This is a genomic window from Rathayibacter sp. AY1B7, assembly GCF_002932735.1.
Taxonomy (GTDB): Bacteria; Actinomycetota; Actinomycetes; order Actinomycetales; family Microbacteriaceae; genus Rathayibacter.
Window position 1 is genome coordinate 1 of the sequence record NZ_PSWK01000026.1, and the last position, 26,210, is coordinate 26,210.

Genomic DNA, 26,210 nt, shown 5'->3' on the forward strand with positions numbered 1-26,210 from the left:
GGCGAGTCGGATCTGCGCCTGCAGGTCGGCGGTCTCGAAGCGGACGTCCGGCTCGAAGCCCGCGACCCGGCAGGTCTGCTCGGCGAAGTGGCGGCTCGCGGTGCCGCGCGGCTCCATCACCCAGGCGGAGTCGCGGGCCGAGGCGAGGTCGACCACGGCGGAGTCGCGGCTCACGGCGAGGCGGATCGCGTCGGTCGTCAGGTCGCTGCGCACCAGTCCGGGCAGCCAGAAGGTCGAGTGGCCGGGGTACTGCTCGGCGACGACGAGGTCGAACTCCCGCGCCCACGACGTCTCGTGCAGCGCACCCTCGGGCTCGCGCTGCACCATCTCGACACGCACCTCGGGGAAGCGGTCGGCGACGGCCCGGAGCGCACCCGGCATGAGCGCGAGCGCGGCCGACTGGAACACCGCGACGCGTACCCGGCCGGTCACCGACTCCCCCGAGGCCGCGAGCGCCGCCTCCGCCCGCTCGAGCAGGGCCATCACCTCGCCGGCCGCCTCGACCAGGATCTCGGCCTGGGGTGTGAGCTGCATGCGCCGGCCCGCCTTCCGCAGCAGCTCGACGCCGGCCTCGCGCTCGAGCACGGCGAGCTGCTGCGAGACGGCGGAGGGACTGTAGGCGAGGGCCTCGGCCGCGGCGGCGAGAGTGCCGCGGATGGCCACCTCGCGGAGCAGGACCAGGCGGCGGACATCGAGCACGGCGTCCCTCCGATCGTTCAGCTGAGCTGACCGGTACCGGTAAGGAACGGTCGCTTCTGCTCAACGGTAGTCGGTCGAATACTGAAGGCACCCACCTCAGAGCAGAAGGACCGCACCATGACGGATCTCGCCAGCCCCGCTCTCGCCACCGGCCCCGCGGCCGACGGTCCGTCCGCCGATTCGATCGATCCCCGCCTGGTCGACGAGAGCGTCGCCCTGGTGCGGCGCTGGCTGCGCGAGGCGTCCGCGATCCCGATCGACGCCTCCGGGGCGCAGCTGGCGGGCGTGCTGAAGGACCCGGCCGGCCTGGACTTCACGGTCGGCTTCGTCGACGGCGTCGTCCGCCCCGAGGACACCCGCGTCGCGGCGGCGGCGCTGAAGGCGATCGCGGGCGGCGTGCCGTCCTTCCTCCCTGCTCCGATGCGCGGCGCGGTCGCCCTCGGCGGCGTCATGGCGCCGCTCCTCCCGGACGTCGTGGTGCCGATCGCGCGCCGGGTGCTGCGACGGATGGTCGGCCACCTGATCATCGACGCGACCGACTCGCGCCTGGGCCCGGCCATCGCCGCGATCCGCCGCGACGGCGTCCGGCTCAACATGAACCTGCTCGGCGAGGCCGTCCTCGGCCGCGAGGAGGCCCACCGCCGCCTGGAGGGGACGCACCGGCTCCTCGCCCGCGACGACGTCGACTACGTCTCGATCAAGGTCTCCTCGAGCACCGCCCCGCACAACCCGTGGGCCTTCGACGCCGCGGTCGACGACATCGTGGAGGAGCTGGCGCCGCTGTTCGCCCGGGCCGCCGCGTCCTCGCCGCAGAAGTTCATCAACCTCGACATGGAGGAGTACAAGGACCTCGACCTCACCATCGCGGTCTTCACCCGCATCCTCGACCGACCGGAGTTCCTCGGTCTCGAGGCCGGCATCGTGCTGCAGGCCTACCTGCCGGACGCGCTCTCGGCGATGATCCGCCTGCAGGAGTGGAGCGCCGCCCGCCGGGCCCGCGGTGGCGCCGGCATCAAGGTGCGCCTGGTCAAGGGCGCGAACCTGCCGATGGAGCAGGTCGAGGCCTCGGTCCACGGCTGGCCGCTGGCGACCTGGAGCAGCAAGCAGGACTCCGACACGAACTACAAGCGCGTCGTCGACTACGCGCTGCACCCGGAGCGGATCCGCAACGTGCGGGTCGGCGTCGCCGGGCACAACCTCTTCGACGTCGCGTACTCGTGGCTGCTCGCCGGCGCCCGCGGCGTCCGCGAGGGGATCGAGTACGAGATGCTCCTCGGCATGGCACAGGGCCAGGCGGAGGCGGTGCGCCGCACGGTCGGCTCGCTCCTGCTCTACACGCCGGTCGTCGCGCCGGCCGAGTTCGACGTGGCGATCGCCTACCTGATCCGCCGGCTGGAGGAGGGCGCGTCGAGCCAGAACTTCATGTCGGCCGTCTTCGAGCTCGAGGCCGACCCGGCGCTCTTCGCGAGGGAGGAGGAGCGGTTCCGCGCCTCCGTCGCCGCCCTCGACGGGGCCGTCCCCCCGGCGCACCGCGTGCCCGACCGGTTCGCCGCGAGCGGCCGCCCGGGACCGGGCGACTTCCGCAGCACCCCCGACACCGACCCGTCCGTCGCCGCGAACCGCGAGTGGGCGCAGGCGATCCTCGCGCGCGTCCCCTCCTCCCGGGCCGGCGCCGACGCGATCGAGGCCGCCACGATCGGCACCCTCGACGAGCTGGAGTCGGTGCTCTCCGGCGCCCGCGGCAGCGGCTGGAGCGACGTCCCGGCCGAGGAGCGTGCCCGCATCCTGCACCGCGCCGGCGACGAGCTGGAGGCGCGCCGCGCCGAGCTGCTCGAGGTCATGGCGGCCGAGGGCGGCAAGACCCTCGACCAGGGCGACCCCGAGGTCTCGGAGGCCGTGGACTTCGCCCACTACTACGCCGAGCGCGCCCTCGAGCTCGACGCGGTCGACGGCGCCCGCTTCCACCCGGCCGCGCTGACCCTGGTCGCTCCGCCGTGGAACTTCCCGGTCGCGATCCCGGCCGGCGGCGTCCTCGCGGCGCTCGCGGCCGGCTCCGCCGTGGTGCTCAAGCCCGCCGGTCCGGCTGCGCGCTGCGGCGCCGTGGTGGCGGAGGCGCTGTGGGCGGCGGGCGTGCCCCGCGAGGCCCTGCGCCTGCTCCGCCTGCCGGAGGAGGAGCTGGGGCGCGACCTGATCGCCTCCCCGCAGGTCGACCGCGTGATCCTCACCGGCGCCTACGAGACGGCGGAGCTGTTCCGCTCCTTCCGGAACGACCTCCCGCTGCTCGCCGAGACGAGCGGCAAGAACGCGATCGTGGTCACCCCCTCGGCCGACCTGGACCTGGCGGTGAAGGACGTGGTGGCGAGCGCCTTCGGGCACGCGGGCCAGAAGTGCTCCGCCGCCTCGCTCGTCGTGCTGGTGGGCTCCGTCGCGCGCTCGAAGCGGTTCCGCGCGCAGCTGCTCGACGCGGTCTCCTCCCTCACGGTCGGCTACCCGACCGATCCCGCGACGCGGATGGGGCCGGTGATCGAACCCGCCGAGGGCAAGCTGTTGCGCGGCCTGACCGGGCTCGGCGCCGGTCAGACCTGGCTGCTGCAGCCGCGGAGCCTCGACGACTCCGGACGCCTGTGGAGCCCCGGCGTCCGCGACGGCGTGCGCCGCGGCTCCGAGTTCCACCGCACCGAGTACTTCGGGCCGATCCTCGGGATCATGACGGCGGCGACCCTCGACGAGGCGATCGCGATCGTCAACGAGGTCGACTACGGGCTCACCTCGGGCCTGCACGCGCTCGACCCGGAGGAGATCGGCACCTGGCTCGACGGGATCGAGGCGGGCAACCTCTACGTGAACCGCGGGATCACCGGGGCTATCGTGCAGCGCCAGCCGTTCGGCGGCTGGAAGAAGTCGGCGGTCGGCCCAGGCACCAAGGCGGGCGGACCGGACTACCTGCTCGGCCTGGGCTCGTGGACCGCGGCGCCGTCGGAGGCGACCGCTCCGGTCGTCGGACCGGCCGCCCGCCTGCTCGCCGCGTCGCGCGCGGAGCTCCCGGCGGAGGAGCACGCCGCGGTGGAGCGGACGGCGCGCAGCTGCGCGGCGGCGTGGGCCGCGGGCACTCCTCGCGACGTGACGGGGCTGGAGGCGGAGCGCAACGTCTTCCGCCGCCTGCCCTACGACTCCGCCGTGCTGGTGCGCCTGGCCGCCGGGGAGCCGCTGGGCTCGCTCATGCGGGTGGCCGTCGCGGCGGCGACCGCGCAGGCACGCGTGGTCGTCTCGAGCGCCGCGGCGCTGCCTCCGCAGCTCGCCGCCGGTCTCGACGAGGCGGCCGGCGCCGTCGTGGTCGAGGACGACGCGGCGTGGGAGGCGCGGGTGCGCGCGCACGGCGCCGGACGGGTGCGCCTGCTGGGCGCGTCCGCCGCGACGGTGACGGCCGCGACGGGCGGGCGCCCCGACCTCGCGGTCTACGCCGGCCCGGCGACCGAGGCGGGCCGGCTGGAGCTGCTGCCGTTCCTCCGCGAGCAGGCCGTGTCGATCACGGCCCACCGCTTCGGCACGCCGGACAACCTCACGGACGGGCTGCTCTGACCGGCGTGATCCGACCGGCGTGACCCGACCGCCTGCCACGAGGTGCCGCTCCGGTACGCCCGCTCCGGTACGCCCCCTCCCGCGTGTCGCGTACCGGAGCGGCGTCTCGCGGGAGAGGGCGACGGAGGGACGACGGGGCGGAGAGGGATCAGCCGCAGGCCGCACGTCAGTCCGCGTCAGCTCCGCGACGGGGCCGCAGGGGTGGAGCGCGCGTCGTTGCTGGCGCGCGGGCCCTCCGGGAGGAGCGCGGCGCGTCCCACGCCCGATCGACGGCGGCGGCCGGGGTCAGCAGGATGTGCGCATGACCCGCCAGGAGAACGGCCGGCGCACCGCCGCGCCCGCCCGCGCGCCACACCCGCGCACGCGCCCGCGCCCGACCATCGGCTCCGCCTTCGACCCGCGGTCGAACAGCATCAACGCCCTGCGGCTCGGGCTTGCGGTCCTCGTCATCGTGTCGCACTCCTTCCCCCTCGGCGGCTACGGCGACGACCCCGGGTTCGGAGGCTCGACCCTCGGCGCCTGGGCGGTCGGCGGGTTCTTCGCCACCTCCGGCTTCCTGATCACCGCGAGCCGGCTGCGCTCGCGATCGCTGGTCGACTTCCTCTGGCGGCGCTTCCTCCGCATCTATCCCGCCTTCCTCGTCTCGCTCCTGGTCGTGGCGTTCGTCGCCGCACCGCTCGCGTCGCTCCTCCTCGGAGCCGGCGAGTACAGCGCGGCCGGGGCGGTGCGCTTCGTGGTCGCCAATGCGGCCCTCTACATCCGGGAGTACGGCATCGCGGGGATGCTCGGCTCCGTGCCCTACCCGGGCGCGTGGAACGGCTCGCTCTGGAGCCTGTTCTACGAGTTCGTCAGCTACGTCGTGATCGGCCTGCTCGTCTCCCTGGCGCCCGCGCGCTGGGTGCGCCCCCTCGTGGTCGCGGGATTCGCGGGCCTCACCCTCGTCGCGGCGGTGCTCGCGACGGACCTCGTCCCGTTCCCGGCGCCCCTCAACCAGACGGTGACGCTCGTCGGGTACTTCCTCGCCGGCGCGCTCGTGCACCTGTACCGCGACCGCCTCCCCCTGACGGGCGCGCTCACCGCTGCCGCCGCCGTGCTGCTCGTCCTCGTGATCGCGGCCGGCCTCTACCGCGTGCTCGCCGGCCTCCCCCTCGCCTATCTGATGGTCGCGCTCGGCGCCCGGCTCCCCCTGCGTCGAGTGGGCGCGACCCACGACGTCTCCTACGGGATGTACATCTACGCGTTCCCCGTGCAGCAGCTGCTCTCGCTGGCGATCGTCGGAGCCGGAGCCGCCGTGCCGCTCTGGGCGTACATCGCGCTCTCGGTCGCAGCGACGGTCCCCCTCGCGTGGGCGAGCTGGCTGCTGGTCGAGCGCCCCGCGATGCGGCTGAAGCGCCTCACCGCCCGGGCTCCCGTCGACGTCGAGGGCCACGTCCTGCGCTGAGGCCCGGAGCCGCGAGCCCGGAGCCGAGAGCCCGCGGCCGAGAGCCGAGCCGAGAGCACGGAGCCGCGAGCCCGGAGCCGTCCTCGCACATCCGCCTGCCCGCAGCCGTCCATGCCCGGTCGCGCCCCCGGAGCCGCCCGCCCACAGCCCCCGCCGGTACCCGCGAGCCCCGCGCAGCCGCCGGACTCCGACTCTCCGCGTCAGCCGTCCCAGCCGCCGGGGAGGTCGCGGACCACCCGCCAGCGAGGGTCGAGCTGCGTCGCCGCCCCTCCGTTCCACGCGCGGCTGTGGAACCACGGCGCGATCACGTCGGCTCCGCCGTGCACGTGGTCGCCGAGATGCGCGCCCCAGTACGAGAAGGTCGAGTTCGTCAGCACCAGGCGGCGGGACGCGGCCAGCAGGGCGAGCTGCTGCGGCACCGGCGTCCCCGCCCCCGGGAAGCGCACCTCGAGGCCCTCGAGGACGCGGGCCAGCTTCACCCGGCACCAGTCGAGGTCGTCCGACACGATCAGGACGCTGCGCACGGGCTCCCGCTCGCGGGCCAGGGCGAGCGCCGCGTCGACGTACTCGACCACGTCGAAGGAGTAGCGGCCGCGGAAGGCCGGGACGCTGTAGTAGTCGCCGCGCCGGATGTTCACGGTGAGGTCCGCCTCCGGTCGCGCCGCCGCCACCAGAGCGGTGAAGGGACCGCCGGGCGGGAGCAGCATCGTCGCGACGAAGTCCGCCAGCTCGTCCGTCGTGAACTCCACGCCGAGCTCCTGGTGGACGCTCCCGAGCTCGCGGGGGCTGAAGAACGACATCCCCGCCGGGGGCACCACGAGCTCCTCGACGACCCGCGGGAAGACCTCCGCCCACTCCGCGGTCCTCCGCGTCGAGCGCACCGCGGTCGGCACCCCGCGGCTCCGACGGGCGTGGGCCTGCAGCCAGAAGTAGGCGAGGTTCCCGACCCCGAACGACTCGCCGGGCAGCAGCACCGTCGTGCCCCGTCGGCGGAGGGGCGCCAGCAGCGTCGAGCGGACGTCGCCGAGCGTCACCACCGCGGGCCTCCCCCGCTCACGAGAGCTCTCCGAGCGCCACGAGCTGGGCGAAGCCGGGGTGCGCGGCCCGCACCTCCTCGAAGGTGCCGGCCCCCTCGATCCGGCCGCCGTCGAGGAAGAGCAGCCGGTCGGCGCCGCGCACGGTCGAGAGCCGGTGGGCGACCACGAGGACGGTCATGCTGCCGTGCAGCTCGGCGACGGCCCGCGAGATCTCGTGCTCCGTGCGGTTGTCGAGCGCCGACGTCGCCTCGTCGAGGACGAGGACGGAGGGGCGCCGGTACAGCGCCCGGGCGAGGCCGAGCCGCTGGCGCTGGCCGCCGGAGAGGCGGACGCCGCGCTCGCCCACGCGGGTGTCCAGACCCTGCGGCAGCCCGCCGACGAACTCCTCGAGCTGCGCCGTCCGCAGCACCTCGCGCACGCGCTCGTGGTCGACCTCGGCCGCCGGCACCCCGAAGGCGACGTTCGCGGCGACCGTCGCGTCCAGGAGGAACACGTCCTGCGGCACCACGCCGAGCCCCGCGTACCAGGCCGCCGGGTCCTCGTCGATCGGCCGCCCACCGCAGAGGATCCGGCCGCTCGTGGGCGGGAGCAGGCCGAGGACCAGGTCGAGGAGGGTGCTCTTGCCGGCGCCGCTGGATCCGACGAAGGCGGTCGTGGCGTTCCGCTGGATCACCAGCGAGACGTCCCGCACCACGTCCACGTCGGAGTCGGCGTAGCGGTACGTGACGTGCTCGAGCGCGATGTCGCCGGAGTAGCGGCCGCCCGGCCCGGGCGTCTCGTCGTGCGCCCCCTCGGAGGCGAGCTCCTCGGCCGCCTCGGAGACGATCCGCAGCCCCGCCTGCCCGCTGCGCACGATCGCGAACGTGGCCGAGACGCGGTTGAGCGTCGGCAGGGCGCGGAGGGAGGCGGCCGCGAAGACGCCCAGGACGGAGAGCGCCTCGGCGCCGGAGCCGGTGGCGACGAGGATCCCCGAGACGCCCACGACGGCGACGACGAAGCCGATCTCGAGCAGGTACTTCGGCAGCTCCGAGACGAGCGAGAGGGAGCGCAGAGCCTGGGCGCTGCGGCGCTTGGCCCCGCTGAAGCCGGCGACCAGGCTCGCCGCGCTCGAGGTCAGGCGCGCCTCGCGGAACCCGTCGAGCGAGGGGAGCAGGAACTGCCACGACTCCAGCGCGGCCTCCGCCATCTCCTCGCCGATCCGGCCCTGCCGCCGCCGCAGGAGCGCCTGGACGCCGCCGAGCAGCACCGCGAAGAAGACGGCCGCGAACAGGGTCGCGACCGGCGAGGCGACCAGCAGGATCGCCACGATCGCGACGAGCACCAGCAGGTCGGAGGCGATGCCGATCACGCCGAGGAGCACGCCGGCCGCCTGCGCGCTGGCGTCGTTGATGGTTCGGTACACCTCGGCGAGGCGCCGGGAGCGGTGGACGGCGTAGGGCGCGAGGACGTACCGCCGGAGCAGCTCCGTCGCAGCGTCGGCCGATATCCGCGTGGTGCGGCCGAGCAGCCACCACCGGAAGACGATCGTCCCGGCGCTCTTGAGCACGAAGACGACCGCGACGAAGCCGGCGATGATCGGGAGGAGGGTCTGGACGTCCGTCGAGCCGAGGACGCCGGAGAGGACGCCGAGCGCGCCCGTGGTGGTGTCGGTCCCGGTGAGCAGCGCCATGAGCGGCACCATCGCGGCGACGCCCAGGGTGTCGAGGACCGCGAGCGCGAGGGAGCCCGCGACGGCGGCGGTGATCCAGCCCGGAGAGGCGGCGCCGGCCAGCGAGAGGAGGGTGCGCAGCCCCGGCCGCAGGGACCCGCCGCTCACGCCGCCACCCCCTCGTACACGGCGGCGATCCCGCCGCACATGGCGGCGACGTCCCGCACGGCGCGAGGAGCCGCGGCCCTCGACGCCTGCCGCTCCAGCGCCGCGGCCACCGCCTCCGGGTCGTCGGCGTCGACCAGCGAGTCCCGCTCGACGATCTCGGGGTTCCCGCCCACCGCGGAGGCGACCACGCCGATCCCGCGGGCGGCCGCGTCGAGCAGCGTGTAGGAGCAGTTCTCCCAGACCGAGAGCTGGGCGACGACGTCCGCCGCGGCGAGCGCCGCCTCCGGATCGGCGAAGCCGGGGAACGACACGGCGTCGCCGAGGCCGAGCCGCTCGGCCCGGGCGCGCAGGGCGCCGTCGAGCGGTCCCTCGCCGGCGACGGTCAGCGTGGCGCCGGGGACGCGCCGGCGCAGCACCGCGAAGGCCTCGAGCAGCGCGTCCAGGCGCTTCTCCGGCGCCAGGCGCGCGAGCGAGAGGACCCGGAGGGAGCCCGGCTCCCCCGGCTCGCGGTCGCGGGGCGCGGCGTCGACGCCGTTCAGCACGACCTGCACCGGCAGGCTCGGCCGCCACTTCTCGATCATGGTGCGGCGGGTGGCCTCCGAGACGGCGATCGCGCCGTCGAAGGACCGCAGCCGCGCGTGGTGCGCCGCCGCGGTCGTCCGCGCCCGCAGGGCGGTGCGGTGGTAGACGTCGGGCCCGGCGATGCCGTGCTCCGTCGTGACGCGGCGGACCCCGCGGGGCAGCGGGGTCGCCGCGGTCACGAGGTCGGCGTGGGCGAGGTGGGAGTGGACGACCGCCGGGCGGAGAGCCGCCGCGGTCGCGCGCAGGGTCGCCACGGAGGCGGCGGCACCGGCGGACACTCCGAAGCGCCCGGTCGTCACGGCCGAGCCCTGCTCCCGCAGCCGCTCGGCGAGCGCTCCCTCCGGGCAGAGCACGACGAGCCGGTGGCCGGGGATCCCGTGCCGGGCGGCGTCGAGGACGTGGCGGGCCACCCCGCCGAACTCGCCGACCGGCACCGCCCAGAGCGCGAGCGGGGTCACAGCCACTCCTCCAGCCGCTCGAGCGCGGTCCAGAAGCCCTCGCCGCTGTTGACGTGCCCCTGCCAGATCTCGGGGATGAACGGCACCCCGGGCGCCAGCTCGTCGAGCGACGCCGCGAAGTCCGGCCAGTCGATCTCGCCCTCGCCGATCTGCACCCCCTCGCCGTCGACACCCGTCGCATCGACGAGGTGCAGGTGCGCGCTGAGCGGAGCGAGCAGCGCCACCGCCTCCGAGAAGGCGAGCCCGAGGTGGTTCGCCGCGAGCTTGGTGTGCGAGGCGTCGAGGCAGAGCGGCGTGCCGGTCGCGGCCGCGAACTCGGCGGTGTCGCGCGGGTCCACGAAGAGGTTGTGGAACTGCTGCCCGCCCATGAGCCACGGGTAGGGCGGGAGGGTCTGCGCCAGCACGCGGACGCCGCTCGCGTCGATCCGCTCGAGGGCGTCGGCGACGCGCTCGTAGAGGGGAGCGCGCTGATCCGGAGCCACGTGCGCGTGCCGGGTGAAGCCGCCCATCGTGACGACCATCATCGGGTCCTCCTCCTGGCGGAACCAGCGCGCGAGGCTCCGGGTGGTCTCGACGGTGCGCTGCACCTCCGCGATCGAGCGCTCCCACACGTCGTCGTCGAAGGAGGCGAGGTCGACGAGGAAGTCGCCCGCGAACAGGTCCGGCAGGTGGGTGGTGAAGCCGGAGTCGAGGCGGCGGGTGAACACGTCGTCCGGCTCGATCTCCAGGTCGCGGTACGAGAAGTGGAACTCGAGGAAGTCGGCGTTCGACTCCGCGGCGAGCGCCGCGTGGTCGTGGTACCGCACCGGCAGACCCCAGGGGCGGCGGAACCGGAACGGCCGACCGGACGGCGTGCTCTCGCGCAGGTCGCCGGCGAAGAAGAACCCGCCCTCCTCGACGTCGCGGTGGAGCGCGCGGCCGAGCAGCTGCGGCAGCTCGTTGGGCTGGAGGCCCCGGCCGGGGCTGCGGACGACGACGTCGGCGGCGCGCACCACGTCCCCGATCGAGAGGTCGCGGGAGGCGACCAGCGACTTCGCGAGCGAGACGCGGTTCATCGACTCCCCCGTCGAGACCGATCGGGCGTCGCGCGTGCCGAGCGAGTCCTCGATGTCGCGGATCTCGCCGACCATGCGGCGGAACTCGTCCGGGAGCAGGGATACCGTGTGGTCGTTGCCCTCCATCCCCCGGTCGACCGTGAAGTGCTTCTCGACGATGCGGGCCCCGCGGGCGACCGCGGCGACGGGGACGTGCCAGCCCCGCTCGTGGCCGGAGTAGCCGACGACGCCGCCGCCGATCTCGGCGAGCCGGTCGAGGTAGGCGAGGTTGAGGTCGCGGTAGGGCGCCGGGTACGTCGACTGGGTGTGCAGCAGGGCGAAGGAGGTGCCGAGCGAGCGCAGCAGCGCGACCGACTCGAGGATCTCGGACTCGCGGGACATCCCGGTGCTGAGCAGCAGGGGCAGTCCCCGGGTGCCGGCGTCCTCGATCAGCCCGTGGTTGGTGAGGTCCGCCGAGGCGATCTTGAGGCCCGGGATCCCGTAGTCGACGAGCGCCTGCACGCTCGGGGCGTCCCACGGGGTGCAGAGGACGTCGATCCCGGCCTCGGCCGCGTGGTCGAAGACCCGGAGGAGCGGCTCGGCGGGCAACGAGAAGCGGCGCAGGAGGTCGATCGTGTACTGGGCGCCGAGGTCCTCCCCCGCGGTGGCCCCGCCGGCGCGCCGGTAGAGAGAGTCGAGGTCGCGCAGCTGGAACTTCACCGCGTCGGCTCCCGCCTCGACCGCGAGGTCGACCAGCCGCCGCGCCAGATCGACCGAGCCGTTGTGGTTGTTGCCGATCTCCGCGATCAGGAAGGCCGGGTGGCCGTCGCCCACCTCGTGGCGGCCGATCCGCAGCGCCCGATCGCCCTCGACCGCGATCGCGACGAGGTGCCCGCGGTCGTCGACGAGCGGGAGGTGGCTGATCCCGTCGCGGCCGAGCCGGGCGGCGATCGCGGTGGCCGGCTCGTCCGCTCCCGCCGTGCGGACGGCGGTGTTCGCGACGGCGAGGGCCGGGACGTCGAGGGAGGCCGTCGGGTTCGCGATGACCCAGCGGCGGAAGTCGCCGTCGGACACCGACCCGCGGAGGATCCCGTGCCCGTCGACGCAGAAGACGATCCGCTGCTTGTTCGCGTTGATCTTGGCCAGCGCGGCGAGCACCGGGTCCTCGGCGAAGACGATGAACGGGGCGAGGTGCCGGTCGATGATCATGCGCCGCCTCCCGCCGACAGGCCGAGGAGGGTCTGCTCGACCACCGCGAGATCCGCCTCGGTGTCGATGTCCCCGCCCTCCGCCTCGTCCATGACGAACAGGCCGACCCGGCCGCCGATCCGGTTGCGCTCGCGCTCGTAGACCTCGGTGCGGGTGAGGTAGAGGGACCCGGTCTCGCGGTAGAAGAAGTCGGCCTCGGCGAGGTCCTGGCGCCGCGGCCGGGCCGTGACGTCGTACTGCGGCACGGAGGCGCCCTCCTGCAGCCGCCAGAGGAACGGCGTCTGCGGGACGACGCCCACCAGCGAGTCGACCCCCGTCGAGGCGAACTGCTCGAGCGCGCGGGCGAGGGTGCCCGGGAGCCGGATCGGCGAGGTCGCCTGGAGGAGCATCACCGCGTCCGGGCGGCGCCCCAGCGCGGCCCGGTGCTCGATCGCGTGGAGCACGACGGGCTCGGTCGCCGTCTCGTCGCGCGCCAGCTCGGCGGGCCGGAGGAACGGCACGTCCGCTCCCGCCCCCTCCGCGATCGCGGCCAGCTCGGGGTCGTCGGTCGACACGAGCACGTCGAGACCGGCGGCGAGCGCCTGCTCGATGCTCCAGACCACCAGCGGGCGGCCCGCGACGGGGCGGGCGTTCTTGCGCGGGACGCCCTTCGAGCCCCCGCGCACGGGGATGACGCAGAGAACGGTCACGGGGTGCCTCCTTCGGCGATGGCGAGTGCCCGGCGGGCGACGGCGACGGCCGGCTCGACGGACGGGACGGGCGGAGCCGCGGTCGGCGTCTGCCCGCCCCAGCGCGCGAGCCGGTACCGGCTCCAGAACTCGAGCACCCAGGCGGGCGGGTCCTCGCAGACGACCCACGCGGGGATCCCGGCGGCCGCGGCCTCGAGGACCCCGGTCGAGAAGATCGAGGCGACCGGCCGGGCCTGCGCGGCGAGGTCGCCGCCGCGGAGCACCCGGATGCCGCGGCGCTCCCACCGCGCGTGCTGCCAGCGCGAGCGGCGGTCGGCCTCGGCGGGGTGGGGGCGGTAGTCGGCGCCCGCCTCGCGGCAGAAGCGGGAGGCGGTGGCCGCGGCCGTCCGCCGGGGCAGCTCCGCGCCGTGCAGCTGGCCGAGGAACAGGGGCCGCTCCTCGAGCCGCTCGGGGCGCGGGCGGCGCGACGCGGTCCAGAGCAGCTGGCTGCCGACGACCTCGGTCTCCACGTCGCTGCGGCCGGAGGTCCAGAAGGTCGCGTCCTCCTCTGAGAACGCCAGCAGCGTCGCTCCGGGCGGGAGCGGCGGGGCGGAGGGGGTGAGCAGGCCGTGCTGCACGACCAGGAAGCGGGCGCCGAGGATTCCGGACCAGCGGTGGGCGGCCGCTCCCGCCGCGAGGAAGTGGCCGGTGGCGATCACGGCGCGGAGGCTCCGCAGCTCGGCGGGCGGGTCCGCCTCCGGGTCGACCGGGTGCGCCCTCCAGCGGCCCGGCAGCAGCCCGGACAGCGCGTCGCCGGCTCCGGAGGGAGCGAGGACCGCCGCGGGAGCCCCGCCGAGAGGAGCGAGCGAGGCCGCGGTCGAGGCGAGGGCGCTCGCCGTCGACGCCTCCACCGCGAGCAGGACGGCGGGCCGGTCGCCGCGCACGTGCAGCACCAGGCGGGTCGGCTCGGAGCGCCGCAGCGCCGCCCGGGCGGTGCGCAGCGGGTCGCGGCCGCGCTGCCAGCGGCGCCAGGCCTCCAGGTCGGTCGGGTGCGTCAGCGCCACAGGGCCCTCACCTCCCGCATCCGGTGCACGAAGGTGTGCTCGGCGCCGGTGCGGCGCGCGCCCGCCTCGCGGATGCGCCGCGCCCAGGAGGGGTCCGCGCCCGCCCGCCGCACGTGCTCGACGAGCTGGTCCCGCTCCTCGAAGACGAGCACCTCGCTGCCCACCTCGTAGAACTCCGCCACCTCGGGGCGGTCGATCAGGGTCAGCGCCCCGACGCCCGGCGCCTCGAAGGCGCGCATCGAGAGCCCGCCGTGGCCCGCGCCGTGCAGCGCCAGGGTCGCGGTCGAGCCGGCCATCACTCCGTAGTAGCCCGCCCGCGGGACGTCGCGGCGGGCGGGGACGCCGGCCGAGCGCCAGCGGCCGGTGCGCGCCACGTCCCAGGGGTGCCGCGACCACTGCCGCCCGTACGCCTCGACCGCGACCCCGCCGGCCGCGAGCTCCCGCAGCACGCGCTCGCGCTCGGGGTAGCGGGCGCCGACGAAGGTCACCGCGGCGGAGGGGCGGGGGCGGAAGGAGAGGAGGGAGTCGAAGGCGTCGGGCAGGTGCCCGGCCGGAACCCCCGCGCGGGCGAGCTCGGCGACGTCGGCGGCGGAGTAGCTGACGATCGACACCGCCTCCCCGGCGAGGGAGCGCAGGCGGTCGACGGGGTGCCCCATGTTGCGGAGCTCGTCGTAGAGCCAGAGCACCACGGGGACGCCGGCGCGGCCGATCTCCTCCCACCAGGCGTCGCCGAGGGAGTCGCCCTTCACCACGAGGACGGCACGGGGCCGGACGGCCCGCAGCGCCGCGATCGCGCGGTCGGTCTCGGCGCGCATGGACGAGCGCCGGAGCCGGCCCCCGGGGAGCCGGTGGCCGAGGGCGTCGCGCACGTGGCCCAGCCCGGTCGCGGCGTCGTAGCGGTGGACGACCACGTCGTCGCCCAGGTGGGCCAGCGCCGATTCGAGCGCCTCCCAGTAGCCGTGGAAGACCGGGCTCACCACGAGCACGGGCCCGCTCACCGGGACGCCGCCTCGGCGGCGGCGACGAGCCGGAGCTCGCGCCGGAGGACGGTCAGCGGGCGCACGTCGCTGCCGGCGGCGGCACGCACCGCGTTGGCGGCGAGGTTCACGGCGGAGGCGGCGCGCAGGGCCGCGGCGAGGGCGGCGGGGCGCCCGCCCCACTTGCGGGCGTAGCGCAGGCGCGAGGCGACCAGCCAGATCAGCCGGCGCGCGGGGTCGGAGGAGCCGCCTCCCGTGTGCTCGGCGACGACGGAGCCGGCGAAGACCGAGGGCACGCCGCGCTCGCGCAGCCGGCGCTGGAGGTCGACCTCCTCGCAGTTCATGTGGAAGGACTCGTCGAACCCGCCGACCGCGCGGAACTCGGCCACCGGCAGCAGCATCACGGCGCCCACCACCCAGTCCACCGGCACCGTCGCGCCCGGGGCGCACCGGGTGTCGTGGCCGACGGCCGCGTGCAGCCGCGGTCGCCAGCGCGCGAGCGGAGTGAGCCACTCCACGACGTAGTGGTGCGGCCGCGGGAAGCGCCGGCCGACCCACTGCCGCTCCCCGCCCGCGTCGACGAGGTCCGGAGCGACGACCGCGGGCAGCCACGGCCGTCCCGCCTCGAGCAGGTCGCGGAGGAAGGAGGGCCCGACGACGAGGTCGCTGTTGAGCACCAGGAGCAGCGGGTGGCGCGCCCGGGCGGCGCCCGTGTTCACCGCGGCGCCGAAGCCGCCGTTCCGCTCGCGCCGCACGACCTCCACTCCGTCGATCCCGGCCGGGAACGGGACCGGGGAGGCGTCGTCGACGACGACGATCTCGAGGGCGGGGGGCGACTCCTGGCTGCGGAGCCGCTCGACGAGGGCGAGCGCGGGCGCGGGGTCGCCGTAGTGCGGGATCACGACGCTCACCCCCTCGGCGGTCACCTCGCGACCGTCTCGGCGGCGCGGTCCCGGCGGAGCGAGCGGCGGGTGCTCCGGACGGTGGCGGCCGGGGGCTCCGCGCCGACGGGCAGAGCGCCGAGAGCGGGGAGGATCACCCGGAGCAGGGCGTCGATGTCCTCGACGGCCGCCGCGGCGACGTCCGGTCCGCGCCCGAACGGGTCGGCGAAGTCGTCCTCGGCGCCGTAGGGGGCGGTGTCGTCGGCGAGCAGCCGCAGGAGCGGGACGCCGGGGGCGGCTCCCGCCAGCCGCGCCGCCCGGCGGACCGTGGTGGTGCGGCGCGCGGCGGCCGGGAAGTGGCGGGTGACCCACTCCCGCTGGCCCGCCTCGAACACCAGCACGGGATCGGTGCCGGCGAGCATCCGGCCGTCGGCCTGGCGCGCGCGGTGCCCGGCCGTGGAGAGTCCGCGGGCCCGCAGCGCATCGCTGAGCTCGGGGTCGATCCCGCGGCCGGCCTCCGCGTGCGTTCCCGCGCTCTCGACCCGCCAGTCGGAGCCGGCGCCGAGCAGGCGCGCCGCGATCAGCTCGGCCGAGGGCGACCGGGCCACGTTCGCATGGCAGAGCAGGAGCAGGCGCCCGCTCATCGAGCCGCCCGGCGGGACGTCTGCGGAGGCAGGGCCCGCGACTCCACCGGGGCGAGCTCGGACCGGCGCGGTGCCGCCGCCGCGCGCTTGCGCCCCGTCGCCGGCTGCGGCTCGGCGTAGTACGCGTTCTTGCGGTCGTAGTAGTAGTACCCGGTGTCGCCGTCGCGGGCGGTGACCATGTTGAGCACGGTGCCGAGCACGCGGGCGCGGACCTGCTGGACGATCCGCCGGGCGGCGACCACCTCGGGCCGGTGCGTCTGGTTCGAAGCGACGACGAAGACGACGCCGTCGACGACGGTCGCGACGATGGAGGCGTCGGTGACGGGCAGCACGGGCGGCGCGTCGATGATGACGAAGTAGTCCTTCGAGAGGCGCGCGACCAGGGCGCGCATCGCCTCGGAGCCGAGCATCTCGGACGGGTTCGGCGGGATGTGCCCGGCCGGGAGGGCGTAGAGGCCCGCGGTACCGGTGGGGCGGATCGCGTCGTCCACAGGGATCTGGTGGCTGAGGACCTCGCTGAGGCCGATGGCGCCGTCGATGTCCAGCATCCGCGCCACGGAGGGCCGGCGGAGGTCCGCGTCGACCAGGAGGGTGCGCTGCCCGGACTCCGCGGTGACGCGGGCCAGTCCGGCGGCGATCGTGGACTTGCCCTCGGCCTGGTTGGCGCTGGTGATCACGACGCTGCGCGTCTCCTCGTCGACGCTGGAGAAGCGCAGGCCCGTCCGGAGCGAGCGGAACGCCTCCGCGGTGAGCGCGTCGGTGCCGCGGCGGCCGCCGGTCCGGCCCGGGCGTCCGGCCTTGGGGATGCGCCCGAGGACGCCGACGCCGAAGAGCTCGGTGAGGTCGTCGACGGTCCGCACGCGGATGTCGAGGGCCCGGCGGAGGAAGGCGAGACCGAAGCCGAGCACCAGGCCGCCCAGGGCGCCGAGCAGGATGTTCCGCACCCAGTCGGGGCTCGTCGGGGCGGCGGGCGGCTCCGCGTTCTCGAGCGGGACGACGGTGATCTGCGGTGTGCGGTCGGCGGTGGACTGCGTCTCGATGTCGGTGATGACGGCCGCCAGCGCCGCGAGCGCCCCGTTGGCCAGGGCTGCGGCGTTCTGCGCGGTCCCGGCCGCGGCGGTGACCTCGATCAGGGTGCTGCCCGGAGCGACCCTCGCGGTGAGGCGGCCGCTCAGGGCCTCTCCGCCGGGGTTCGCCTCCGGGTCGGCCTCGATCCGCTCGGAGACGGCGCTGCTCGAGATCAGCGGCAGGTAGGCGTTCGCCCGGGTCACCGCGGTCTGCGACCCGCTGATCGCATCGGCCGAGCTGCCGTCGCTCGCGGCGATCACAAATCCGGCCGAGCTCGACTCGTAGACCTTCGGAGTGAGGAACGAGAAGGCGGCCATCGCCAGAGCTCCGACGAGCACGGCGCCCACGAGGGTCCGCCAGTTCCGCCGGATGAATGCGATGAGATCGACGACAGTCACTGCGCACCTTTCTGCGTGCCGCGCATGCGCCGCGCGACGATGCTGAGGTGTCGGTCACGCTAGCAATGCGGAGCGCCTTTCCCTAGGCGGTCCCCGACCCCTCGGGAGGCCCTTTCTGCGAGGATGACGACATGTCCGCGCCAGGGGGAGAGATCGTCGTCGAGAGGCGTTCCCCGCTCGTTCACGAGGCCTTTCCGATAGCACATTCCGCTCGGATACTCGATGCCGTCCTGATGGGCCTCCTGGTCTACCGGCTCCCCACCCCCTTCCTCCCGGGGAGCGTCCCGCTGGCCCAGACGGCGCTGGCCGCCCTGGTCCTCGTCAGCCTCTTCCGGCGGCCCACCCGCCGTCTCGGACGGGCCGCCTGGTACCCGTGGCTGTGCCTCGCCCTGCTCGCCTTCGTCCTCGCCGGCTCGTCCTTCGACGGCCTCGACGCCCTGCGCCGGGCGGCGAACATCGCGCTCGTCATGCTCGCCGCGGGCTTCCTCGCGAGCGGGCGGATCGACGTGGTCTCGGGGCTCAAAGGACTCGCCGCGGCGCTGTCGCTGAACGCCGTGCTGTTCGTCGCGGGACTCGCCCCGGACAGCTACCAGGGCGCCCTGACCGGCTACCTGCAGGACAAGAACGTGGCCGGTCTCGTCTACGGAGCGGCGGCGCTGCTGGTCTCGGCGCTCAGCTCGCGGCTGTGGCTGCGGGTCGGCGTGCTCGCGCTCGGGGCCGCCGCGGTCGTCGCCACCGACTCCCGCACGTCGATGGCGGCCTACGCCTGCGCGCTCGTGTGGCTCGTCGCGGCGCCGTACCTGCGCCTGCTCTTCCGCGCGCTCCTCGGCGGCGGCCTCGTCCTGCTGTTCCTCTGGGCCGAGCGGAACCTGGCGACGGCCGGCGGCTACGGGGTGGAGCGGGCCGGCTCCGACGCCCTGCGCGCCCGCATCCTCGACGCCTCGGTCGACAAGGTGGCGCTCTCGCCGTGGACCGGCTCCGGGCTCGGCGAGGCGACCGCGCGGGTCGACGGGATCGACTGGTTCTTCCACAACTCCTACCTGGCGCTGATGGCCGAGGGCGGCGTCGTGCTGCTCGTCGGCGTCGTCGGCACCGTGCTCGTGGCCGGCTTCGCGACCACGGCCGCCGGGGCCGGGAGCCGCCCGGGGCACGCGGTCGGCGCGGCGAGCATCCTGGTGCTGCTGTGCGCGACGCAGCTCGGCGAGGTGTTCTTCGCCCCGATCTCGTTCGTCGTCGTCGGCGCGGGTCTCGCTCTGCTCGCGGAGCAGTCCGCCCGCGTCCGCGCTCTGCCGCCGGAGTAGCGCCTCCCGCGTCCACCCGATCCGGCGCGTATCCGCGGATCCGGGGCGCGCAGGTCCCGGTCGGCGGGCGCTTCCCGGTGGGGCGGAGCTCGCCTGGTGCGGCCCCGGCCGACCGCCGCTCAGGCGCGGCCGCGCTCGCGGACCGCGTCGCGGAGTACCGCGCGGACGCCCGCCCACATGTGCCGCGCGTTCAGCTCGGCCAGCACCCGCTCCCGGCCCGCGCGGGCGACCTCGGCCCTCTTCCCGTCGTCGCTCAGCACCGCCTCCAGCACCGCCGCGATCCCCGCCGGGTCGTGCAGGGGCAGCGCGAAGGACGTCTCGCCGTCGCGGACGTAGCCGGTCATCGCGGCGCTCGCGGTGACCGCCGTGCAGGTCCCGCAGCCGGAGGCCTCCAGCAGGACGCTCTGGCCCGTCGGGTAGGCGAGGTCGTGGCTGGTGACGACGACGAGCTCGGCGTCGCGCAGGTTGTCGCGGTGCCGGCCGACCGGGACGGGATCGTGCAGGACGACGTTGGCCGGCAGCGCCCGGGACGGCCGCCGCGCAGGAGTGGTCACGATGTCGAACCGCCGGTGCGGCAGGCGCTCGGCGGCGGCGACCAGCGAGTCGAAGTCGCGCCCGCGGTCGACACCGACGGCGAGCACCTCGAACCGCTTCGGACGCGGCGGAACGGGCCGGTAGTAGTCGGAGTCGACCCCGAAGAGCACCGGTGCGATCCGCCGCTCGTCGACGCCGTGGCGGGCGAAGACCCCGCGCTGGTTCTCGCTGAGCACGATGATCCGGTCCACGCCCTGGAGCAGCCGGACCACCTGTCGGCGCCGCTGCGGCGAGCCGGTGAGCAGCTCCTCCGCCCACCAGCAGGAGAGGACCACGAGCGGCGTGCGGCCGTACGGCCCGAGCCGCGCGCGCCGGAGCAGGGCGGGGAGACCCGCCTCCGGCTCGAGGACGCAGAGCACCGCGTCGGCCGAGCGGACCGCCCGGAGCGCGCGCAGCTGCGTGTCCACGTTCAGCCCCGTGCGGTGCTCCACGACGTCGCGCAGCTTCACGTGCGCGGGCCGAGACGCGTGACCGGGGACGAGGAGCCGCGTCGAGTCGTCCCGGAGGAGGTCGGCCCGGTACGGCAGCCTCCCGCGGGCGAAGGGCTCGCCCGGAGCCAGGCGCAGGGTCGGGTGCTTGAGGAACAGTCCGAGCACTCTCAGGACTTCCGGTTCGGGGGTCATCGTCGTCCTTCTCTGAGTAGATGAGGAGATGCTCCTGGCGGCATACTCCGGAAAGCGGATCGATCCCGTGGCGGGAGGATCAGGAATCACCGGAGAGTGCCATTCGCGCCAGAAGTCCGTCGATAGCCGACTTCCCGGAGGACGGGGAGTAGGAATCGTTCCAGCGGGCACGATCACTCTCCCGCGACTCCGATAGTCCTCTCTTCTTCCGGGCTCTGATCAGCTCGGCCAGAGCCCGCGGATCCCCGGCTCGGAACGTGGCGTCGATCGACGGGCCGACGACCTCGGGGAGCGCACCGGCATCGCTCACCACCACGGGGACGCCGGCCGACATCGCCTCCGTCACGACCAGGCCGAACGACTCCGGCTGCACCGACGGCACCACCAGGAGGTCGATCCGCGAGAAGAGGTCGCCGGGCTGGATCCACCCCGGCCGGTCCACCAGAGCGGCGACCGGGGCGAGGGCCGCCTCCACCTCGCGACGCTCCCGCTCCGCCACGAACCGGGGCTCGCCCGCCAGCACCAGGCGATACGCGCCCGGTTCCCCGGCCTCCAGCAGCGCCAGCGCCTCGGTGAGGACCCGCACCCCCTTCGCGAGCGAGGGACGCCCGAGGAAGCCGAGGACGGTCGTCCCGTCCTCCCGCGGCCACGCCTCCGGCAGGTCGACGCGGCGGCTCCAGTTCGGCAGCACGGTCGACCCGGGGACGACCCCCGCCAGGTAGCGGGAGGGGACGAGGGTCGCCAGGGCGCCGCGGCGGGCGACGGGCGCGAGCAGCCGCTGCAGGCCGGACGGGCGCTGGTGCAGGTGCACGATCCGCCGCGGACGCCCTGCCGTCGCCACGGCCGGCACCAGACCGTTGCACCACAGCACGCCCTCGCGGGAGGAGGCGTCCCAGCGCCGCAGCGCGCGCATCCAGGCGGGTCTGCCCACGGCCTCGAGCTCGACGACCCGGTGGCCGGCGGCGAGGGCGGCGACGACGAGCGCACGCGGCTCCGAGGGGCCGACGACCACGACCGGGACCTCGAGCGCCTCGAGCGCCTCCGCGATGCTCAGCAGCATCACCTCGCCGCCGCCGATGTCGCCGTTGTTGGTCGCGAGCGCCACCGGAGGCCGCCCGGCGCCGCCCGCTCCCCCGTGGATCATCCGCCGCCCCGCCCGCCTCCGCGCGGCGCCCCCGCGGCCCGCGGGCCCATCCTCACCGAGACGAGCGCTCCGCTCCACCGCCCCCGGCCGGGCTCCGCGGGCCGCAGGAGCGCTGGAATACTGACCGGATGGAGCTCGTGGGCGTTCTCTGGGCCGACGAGGCCGTGCCGCTGGTGTCGGCGTTCGTCCACCGGCGGGCCGACGCGGCGGGCCTGCGCGCACTCGTGCTCAAGGGACCGACCGCCGCCGCCGACCGGCTCCGGCCGCCCCGCGCCTCCGGCGACGTCGACCTGCTGGTCGCCCCCGACGACCTGCCCCGGATCCTGGCCCTCCTGGCCGCCGACGGCTGGACCGAGCGGCCCTGGCCGGACGGACCGACGCTCGCGGCCAAGCACTCGCGCTCCTACCGGCACGCCGCGTGGCCGGTCGACATCGACGTGCACTGGCGCTGGCCGGGATTCCTCGTGCCGCCGCGCGACGCCTTCGAGGCGCTGTGGAGCCGGCACCGGATCGTGGAGCTGGCCGGCCGTCCGGTCGCGACCGCGAGCGTCGCCGACTCGGCGCTCGTGCTGGCGCTGCACGCGCTCCGCGACGCCTGGCAGATCACCGACCCGCGCCTCACGCGGCCCTCCGACTACGACCTGCTCGTCGAGGCGGTGGCCGCCCGCGCGGAGCTGCACGCTCCGCTCCGGGCGGCGGCGGAGGAGCTCGGCGCCGTCCAGACCGCGCAGCCCTTCCTCGACGCGCTCGGCATCCGCGCGCGCGCCGGGGAGGTGCCCGCGGCCGAGCTGCGGGCGTGGCGGATCAACGCGAGCTCGCCCCACGCCTCCGCGGGGTGGGTGCAGGCCGTGCGCGCGGCCGGCTGGCGGCAGCGGCCGCTGCTCCTCGCCCGCGCCGTCTTCCCCGCCCCCCACGCCCTGCGTGCCGCCGACCCCGCCATCGGCCCGCGCCGGATCGACGTGGCGGCCGGCTGGTGGCGGCGGCTGCGCCGCGGCGCCCGCACGGCTCCGCTCGCGTGGGACCACCTCCGACGGACGGACAGGACCTGACATGACCCGCCGGCTGATCCGCGCCCCCTTCGGGCTCGGCGTGCGCTTCACCTTCGACGACACCGTCCCCGACCGCTTCGTGACGGAGGTGGAGGAGTCGTGGAACGACGTGGACGACGACGCCGATCGCCCGGGCTCCGAGTACCGGGTGTCGCTGACCGAGCCGGTCGGGGAGCCGGGAGTGATCGCGCAGCCGACCGAGGACGCCCTCGCCGAGCACATCGGCGCCGCGCTCACCCTCGCGGCGGCCGACGCCTGCGAGGGCCGGCTGCTCAGCGTGCACGCCTCCGCGGTCGCCCTGACCGACGGCCGCGTCGTCGCGTTCGTCGGCCGGCCCGGTGCCGGGAAGTCGACCCTCGTGAGCCTCGCCGCTCGGCGGTACGGGTACGTGACCGACGAGACGCTCGCCGTCCGCCGCGACGGGCGGGTGCTGCCGTTCCGGAAGCCCGTCGCCCTCCTCGACGGCGGCGACTGGAAGCGGCACCGCTCCCCCGCCGCGATGGGCCTGCAGCCGCTGCCGGACGCTCCGCTGCGCCTGGCCGCCCTGCTCCTGATCGCCCGCGACCCGTCCGGCCCGGCAGAGTCCCGGCTCGAGCCGATCGCCTTCGACGAGGCGCTCTCGGTGCTGCTGCCCGAGCTGAGCCACTTCGCACGGCTGCCCGCGGCGCTGCACCACCTCGCGGGGCTGCTCGACTCCGTCGGCGGGGCCCGGGTGCTCCACTACCGCGAGGCGGAGACGGTGCTGCCGCTCCTGGAGCGCCTCGGGGAGGCGTCGCCGGTCGTCGCCGACGCGCCCGAGGCCGATGCGGCGGCGCCCGGCCCGGGCCTGCTCGCGCGCGCCGCCGGCGTCGAGTGGGTCGAGCGCGACGGAGTGGTCAGCTGCCTCCTCGACGAGCGGGTCGAGACGCTCACCGGGATCGGCCCGGTGCTGTGGCGTGCTCTCGGGACGCCCGCGACGGTCGACGCGCTGACCGGGGCCGTCGTCGCCGAGCACGGCGCCCCGCCCGCGGGCGACCCCCGGGCGCACGTCGAGGCCGTGCTCGACGCGATGGTCGAGCACGGCCTCGTGGTCCGCGGCGCCTGACGGCGCCGAGCGCGGCTAGCCCGTGCGGACGTTCGGCCCGACGGAGCCGCGGGCGATGAACAGGTCGAGCAGGTTCACGAGCCCCACCGCGCGGATGTAGAGCGCCGCGACGTCGTAGCGGCCGACGGGGAGCGCCTCGAGGGCGGCGGGCCCGGTCGGGTTGGTCGAGCGGTTCTGCGCGTTGACGTCGATCTGGATGACGTCCCGCAGCGCGGTGAAGACTGGGGTGAGGACCGCGTTCTGCAGCGTCGTGAGCAGCGGCGGGAGAGTGACGGTGAGCAGGGTGGTCACCAGCGTCTGGACGCCCAGACCGACGACACCCGCACTGACCAGCGGGACGCCGTTCACCCGGATGGCGGCCCCGAGCCGGGTCGTCAGGGTGGAGAGGAGCGCGGCGGTGAAGTTCCCCACCGCCGTGCCCGGCACCTGCAGGGCGTTGTCGACGAAGAGGGTCGAGTTCGGCGGAAGGCCGTTGACGTAGGGCGAGGTCGCGCCCTGGCCCGGTGCTCCGCCGAGCAGCGAGAAGAGATCGACCGTGATGGTCGCGGGGTTCGTCGACAGCTGCGCCTGGATCGGCTGCGTGCCGCCGGGGATGCTGCCGCCGAGGACCGACGTGGTGTCGACCGTGACCGTCAGCCCGAGGCCCGAGAGGTTCACCACGGCACCGAGCAGCGTGTTGATCGCCGTCGTGATCGCGGTCAGCGTCGGCGAGGTCAGCACCAGGTCCAGGCGGCCGACCTGGTAGTCGCGCTGCAGGTTGTCCGACCCGGGCACGCAGGCCGACTGGAGGGACGCGCGACCGGTCAGGGCGCCGATCCGCAGGGTCAGGTCCGTCACGTTGGTGAGCAGAGCGGCCACTCCCGCGCCGCCGGACGCCGCGAGGATCGCCCGGAGGTTCACCGTCCCGAAGTCGGGGAAGCTCCCCGCCGTCGAGTCGAGCGCCAGCTGGCCCGCGTCCGTGATCGCGCCGGAGGCGCCGCGGACGGTGCCGTTCGTGTTCGCCGACGCGTACTGGTTGAGGGTGCCGACGGTGGCGGGAGCCGCCAGCGTGAGGAGGGAGGAGAGCGTGCCGGTCAGCCCGGTCGCGTTCACGTTGATCGCGTTCAGCACCGTGGCGTTGACGCCGCCGGTCACGACGGCCGGATTGCCCTGGTCGGGAGCGATCGCCGTCACGCCCGCGACACCGGCGACGGTGTCGAGGTTCACGCCGCCGAGGAAGCCGCTGAGGAGGCGTCCGCGGGCGACCGCCTGGAAGACCGTCCCCACCGGGAAGCAGCTGATCGAGACAGCGGAGGCGGACTGCGCCAGCATCACCGCGGGCACCGACCAGACCGCTCCGGCCACGACCGTCCGCCGTGCGAAGACGCCCGCGGAATTCGCGCTCTTCTTCTCGCTCTTATCGCTGATATCGCTGGATGCGAGCGGATTAGACTCCGACATTGGCGGCCCTCCGGTGCTGTCGCTCGACGTACACCCCTTGGCGCGTCGGCGGCAAACATAGCGAGAGAGGCGTCGCGATAAGAGGCGCTGGCGGATTTCTACTCGCACTGGCGGTGATCAGCGGAGAGGACGCGGAGAAGATGGCAGAGGACCCCCGGCTCCTTCTCTGGCGGCGCCGCCCGGACACGGCCTCCGTCGATCTGAACGGGCGCGTCCTGGTGCTCCCGCTGGACGTCTCCCCGATGGGCAGCCCCTACGCGCTGCGCGAGAGCGTGGCCGCGACCTGGCGGGCGCTCGACGACGAGCCGCAGGACTTCTCCGGCCTGGTTGACCGGCTCGCCCGCCTCCACTCCACCGATCCCGGCGCCATCGCCGACGACCTGGCGCGCGTGCTGAGCGGGCTGGAGGAGCTGCTCCTGGTCGAGAGCAGCCCGCGCGGCGAGGAGTCCCGATGAGCGTCGCGAGCGTCGTCGTCCCCAGCTACGCGGGGGCGGCCCGCCTGCCCCGCCTCCTCGCCGCCCTCGCGGCTCAGACCCACCGCGATCTCGACGTGGTCGTGGTCCTCGACGGCGTCGTCGATGCCAGCGAGCGCGCCCTCGACGCCTCCCCCGTGCCCGTGCGCCGCGTCGTGCTCCCCGAGAACCGGGGGCGCTCCGCCGCGCTCACCGCCGGCTTCGACGCCGCGCGGGGCGACGTGCTGATCCGCTGCGACGACGACCTCGAGCCCGGCCCGGGCTGGGCCGCCGCGCACGTCGGGGCCCATCGGGACGCGGTCGCCGGCGTCGTCGGCCTCTGCCCCGACGTCGACCCGGGCACCGCCTACTCCCGCGCCTACGGCCGGCCCGCCGGCGAGCGCTTCCGCCGCGGCGCCTACGCGGCGGGTTCCGACGCCTCCTGGCGCTACTGGGGCGGCAACGTCTCGGTGACGCGGGCGACGTACGACCGGGTCGGCGGCTACAGCACCGACTACCGCGAGTACGGCTGGGAGGACGTCGACTGGGGCTACCGGCTGCACCGCCTGGGAGTGCCGGTGCGGATCGAGCCCGGCGCCGAGGCCCTGCACCACGGCGCCTCCGTCTCGGCGGCGGTCCGCAGCCGGCGCGCGTTCCTCTCGGGGGCGGCCCGCCGCACCTTCGAGCGGCTGCACCCCGAGCAGGTGCGGGAGGCGGTGCCCGCGGCCGGCGCGTGGGACGCGGCCGTGCGCCTCCTGGCCCGCGGCGGGAGCGAGCGGCGGACGGCACTGGTCGCGGGAGTCGCGGACGCCGCGCTCGGAGTGGTGCCCCGCCCGGTCGGCGAGAAGCTGGTCGCGCTCGCCGTCGAGTCCGCGGCGATCGCGGGCTACGACCGCGGCAGAGGGCGTCCCGCGCACGGGTGACGGCGGCGCGGATCGACGGACCCGCGGGCCCGGCAGCGGCGCCGA

Annotated in this window: 21 protein-coding genes; 7 read left to right on the top strand and 14 right to left on the bottom strand. The window is 75.4% G+C overall.

Features of this window, described 5'->3' with window-relative positions:
• Positions 1–699: LysR family transcriptional regulator (locus C5C95_RS13400; RefSeq protein WP_104324631.1), on the bottom strand; the 699-nt coding region annotated here is incomplete at its 3' end.
• Positions 700–816: 117 nt separating this feature from the next.
• Between C5C95_RS13400 and C5C95_RS13405 the strand changes: the two genes are divergently transcribed.
• Entirely contained in the window at positions 817–4,278 is a 3,462-nt protein-coding gene (locus C5C95_RS13405) for a bifunctional proline dehydrogenase/L-glutamate gamma-semialdehyde dehydrogenase (RefSeq protein ID WP_104324632.1), read from the top strand.
• Between the two features lie 301 nt (positions 4,279–4,579).
• Positions 4,580–5,719 carry an acyltransferase gene (locus tag C5C95_RS13410; protein WP_104324633.1) on the top strand — a complete coding sequence of 380 codons (1,140 nt, stop codon included), beginning with the start codon at positions 4,580–4,582 and terminating at the stop codon, positions 5,717–5,719.
• A 200-nt stretch (positions 5,720–5,919) separates the two neighbouring features.
• Here the strand turns inward: C5C95_RS13410 and C5C95_RS13415 are convergent, their stop codons facing one another.
• From C5C95_RS13415 to C5C95_RS13460, 10 genes are read right to left on the bottom strand one after another with little or no spacing between them, the layout of a single operon-like run.
• Positions 5,920–6,756: an alpha-1,2-fucosyltransferase gene (locus C5C95_RS13415; protein WP_104267852.1), complete on the bottom strand. Its 837-nt coding sequence runs from the start codon at positions 6,754–6,756 to the stop codon at positions 5,920–5,922.
• A 16-nt stretch (positions 6,757–6,772) separates the two neighbouring features.
• Entirely contained in the window at positions 6,773–8,572 is a 1,800-nt protein-coding gene (locus tag C5C95_RS13420) for an ABC transporter ATP-binding protein (protein WP_104224510.1), read from the bottom strand.
• Positions 8,569–9,612 (bottom strand): glycosyltransferase family 4 protein, encoded by a 1,044-nt coding sequence (locus C5C95_RS13425; protein WP_104324634.1) that lies wholly within the window; start codon positions 9,610–9,612, stop codon positions 8,569–8,571. Before C5C95_RS13425 ends, C5C95_RS13420 begins: the two co-directional genes overlap by 4 nt.
• The gene (locus C5C95_RS13430) at positions 9,609–11,855 is read right to left on the bottom strand and encodes an N-acetylneuraminate synthase family protein (protein WP_104324635.1); all 2,247 of its coding nucleotides are present in this window, start codon (positions 11,853–11,855) and stop codon (positions 9,609–9,611) included. The genes C5C95_RS13425 and C5C95_RS13430 overlap by 4 nt, the downstream gene beginning before the upstream one ends.
• The gene (locus tag C5C95_RS13435; RefSeq protein WP_104273571.1) at positions 11,852–12,544 is read right to left on the bottom strand and encodes a cytidylyltransferase domain-containing protein; all 693 of its coding nucleotides are present in this window, start codon (positions 12,542–12,544) and stop codon (positions 11,852–11,854) included. Before C5C95_RS13435 ends, C5C95_RS13430 begins: the two co-directional genes overlap by 4 nt.
• On the bottom strand, positions 12,541–13,587 hold the full coding sequence (locus tag C5C95_RS13440; RefSeq protein ID WP_104324636.1) for a hypothetical protein: 1,047 nt from the start codon (positions 13,585–13,587) through the stop codon (positions 12,541–12,543). Before C5C95_RS13440 ends, C5C95_RS13435 begins: the two co-directional genes overlap by 4 nt.
• The gene (locus C5C95_RS13445; protein WP_104324637.1) at positions 13,578–14,585 is read right to left on the bottom strand and encodes a glycosyltransferase; all 1,008 of its coding nucleotides are present in this window, start codon (positions 14,583–14,585) and stop codon (positions 13,578–13,580) included. Before C5C95_RS13445 ends, C5C95_RS13440 begins: the two co-directional genes overlap by 10 nt.
• Positions 14,582–15,490, bottom strand: a complete 909-nt coding sequence (locus C5C95_RS13450) for a glycosyltransferase family 2 protein (RefSeq protein WP_104324638.1) — start codon at positions 15,488–15,490, stop codon at positions 14,582–14,584. The genes C5C95_RS13445 and C5C95_RS13450 overlap by 4 nt, the downstream gene beginning before the upstream one ends.
• On the bottom strand, positions 15,487–16,089 hold the full coding sequence (locus tag C5C95_RS13455) for a hypothetical protein (RefSeq protein ID WP_104224517.1): 603 nt from the start codon (positions 16,087–16,089) through the stop codon (positions 15,487–15,489). Before C5C95_RS13455 ends, C5C95_RS13450 begins: the two co-directional genes overlap by 4 nt.
• Positions 16,086–17,555 carry a polysaccharide biosynthesis tyrosine autokinase gene (locus C5C95_RS13460; protein ID WP_104247947.1) on the bottom strand — a complete coding sequence of 490 codons (1,470 nt, stop codon included), beginning with the start codon at positions 17,553–17,555 and terminating at the stop codon, positions 16,086–16,088. Before C5C95_RS13460 ends, C5C95_RS13455 begins: the two co-directional genes overlap by 4 nt.
• A gap of 233 nt (positions 17,556–17,788) precedes the next feature.
• On the opposite strand from C5C95_RS13460, the gene C5C95_RS13465 reads away from it, so the two are divergent.
• Complete coding sequence (locus C5C95_RS13465) at positions 17,789–18,856, top strand: O-antigen ligase family protein (protein ID WP_104247946.1); 1,068 nt, start codon at positions 17,789–17,791, stop codon at positions 18,854–18,856.
• 119 nt (positions 18,857–18,975) lie between these two features.
• Here the strand turns inward: C5C95_RS13465 and C5C95_RS13470 are convergent, their stop codons facing one another.
• Entirely contained in the window at positions 18,976–20,073 is a 1,098-nt protein-coding gene (locus C5C95_RS13470) for a glycosyltransferase family 4 protein (RefSeq protein ID WP_104324639.1), read from the bottom strand.
• A gap of 79 nt (positions 20,074–20,152) precedes the next feature.
• Complete coding sequence (locus C5C95_RS13475; RefSeq protein ID WP_104324640.1) at positions 20,153–21,217, bottom strand: glycosyltransferase family 4 protein; 1,065 nt, start codon at positions 21,215–21,217, stop codon at positions 20,153–20,155.
• Positions 21,218–21,345: 128 nt separating this feature from the next.
• Between C5C95_RS13475 and C5C95_RS13480 the strand changes: the two genes are divergently transcribed.
• Together C5C95_RS13480 and C5C95_RS13485 are read left to right on the top strand one after the other, a co-directional pair.
• Positions 21,346–22,266, top strand: a complete 921-nt coding sequence (locus tag C5C95_RS13480; protein ID WP_104248013.1) for a nucleotidyltransferase family protein — start codon at positions 21,346–21,348, stop codon at positions 22,264–22,266.
• Between the two features lies 1 nt (position 22,267).
• Positions 22,268–23,350 (top strand): PqqD family protein, encoded by a 1,083-nt coding sequence (locus tag C5C95_RS13485; protein WP_104324641.1) that lies wholly within the window; start codon positions 22,268–22,270, stop codon positions 23,348–23,350.
• Positions 23,351–23,365: 15 nt separating this feature from the next.
• Here the strand turns inward: C5C95_RS13485 and C5C95_RS13490 are convergent, their stop codons facing one another.
• A complete protein-coding gene (locus tag C5C95_RS13490; RefSeq protein WP_146087088.1) occupies positions 23,366–24,790 on the bottom strand; it encodes a choice-of-anchor G family protein in 1,425 nt (474 codons plus the stop codon).
• 140 nt (positions 24,791–24,930) lie between these two features.
• Between C5C95_RS13490 and C5C95_RS13495 the strand changes: the two genes are divergently transcribed.
• Entirely contained in the window at positions 24,931–25,245 is a 315-nt protein-coding gene (locus tag C5C95_RS13495) for a hypothetical protein (RefSeq protein WP_146087089.1), read from the top strand.
• Positions 25,242–26,165 carry a glycosyltransferase family 2 protein gene (locus C5C95_RS13500; RefSeq protein WP_104248009.1) on the top strand — a complete coding sequence of 308 codons (924 nt, stop codon included), beginning with the start codon at positions 25,242–25,244 and terminating at the stop codon, positions 26,163–26,165. Before C5C95_RS13495 ends, C5C95_RS13500 begins: the two co-directional genes overlap by 4 nt.
• Positions 26,166–26,210: the final 45 nt, after the last annotated feature.